Origin of the sequence: Pseudomonas sp. TMW22089, assembly GCF_022496645.1 — a bacterium.
GTDB lineage: Bacteria > Pseudomonadota > Gammaproteobacteria > Pseudomonadales > Pseudomonadaceae > Aquipseudomonas > Aquipseudomonas paraversuta.
In genome coordinates, this window is record NZ_SCFG01000053.1 from 1 (window position 1) to 1,223 (window position 1,223).

At 53.2% G+C, this 1,223-nt stretch carries 1 protein-coding gene; it reads left to right on the forward strand.

What is annotated here, in order from left to right; translation table 11 throughout:
* Positions 1-62: 62 nt before the first annotated feature.
* A protein-coding gene (locus tag EQV90_RS21660; RefSeq protein ID WP_088500423.1) for an IS3 family transposase occupies positions 63-1,213 on the forward strand; the annotation gives its coding sequence in 2 pieces (ribosomal slippage) (positions 63-297 and positions 297-1,213; 1,152 coding nt in all).
* Positions 1,214-1,223 lie beyond the last annotated feature (10 nt).

Genomic DNA, 1,223 nt, shown 5'->3' on the forward strand with positions numbered 1-1,223 from the left:
TGAATCGCCCCTAGTTTCGTAGACACCTCCAAGCCTTAAAATGAGGCCCATTAGGAGGTGCCATGAGCAACCAGCGATATCCCGAAGAATTCAAAATCCAGGCGGTCAAACAAGTGACCGAAAAGAAGCTTCCTGTCTCGGAGGTGGCTGCACGATTGGGTGTGTCCGTGCACAGCCTCTATGCCTGGGTTAAGCGCTACACCAAGCCCCAGGAACAGCGCGTTGAGGAGGATGATCAGAGCGCTGAGGTTCGTCGTCTACGGGCCGAGCTGAAACGGGTGACGGAGGAGCGAGACATCTTAAAAAAGGCCGCCGCGTACTTTGCCAAGGAGTGCGGCTGAAGTACGCCTTTATTAAGCAGCAAGCGGGTCATTACGCGATTCGACGGCTTTGCCTGACGCTCAAGGTTCATCCCAGCGGCTACTACGCGTGGCTATCAGAACCAAAATCTGCGCGAGCCAAGGACGATCAGCGACTGCTTGGACTGATCAAACACTCCTGGTTGGAAAGCGGTGGTGTTTATGGCTATCGCAAGATCCATGATGACCTGCGAGAGGTTGGTGAGAGCTGTGGCCGTCACCGGGTAGCTAGGTTGATGCGCCTTGAAGGTTTACGTTCTCAGACTGGGTATCGACGGAGGCCGGGAAAATATGGCGGTAAACCAGCCGTTGCCTCACCGAACTTACTGAAGCGCCAATTCGATGTCAGAGAACCCAACAAAGTCTGGGTCACAGACATTACCTACATCCGAACATATGAAGGCTGGCTGTATTTGGCCGTGGTGCTCGATCTGTTTTCACGCCAGATCATTGGTTGGTCAATGAAGTCGCAGATGACCAGCGACGTAGCCATTGATGCACTGCTGATGGCGGTTTGGAGACGTAAGCCGAAGCAAGAGGTGATGATCCACTCGGATCAAGGCAGTCAGTACAGCAGCTCAGACTGGCGAAGCTTCTTGAAAGCTAACAACCTGGTAGCCAGCATGAGTCGTCGAGGTAACTGCCACGACAACGCTGTGGCGGAGAGCTTTTTCCAGCTGCTAAAGCGGGAGCGGATCAAGCGTAAAATCTACACTACACGCCAGGATGCTCGGGATGATGTGTTCGATTACATCGAGATGTTTTACAACCCAAAACGACGCCACAGTTTCAACAATCAGCTGTCACCGGTAGAGTTTGAAAAGCGTTACGCAGCGAGCCTGGAGAGTGTCTAGGAAACCCGGG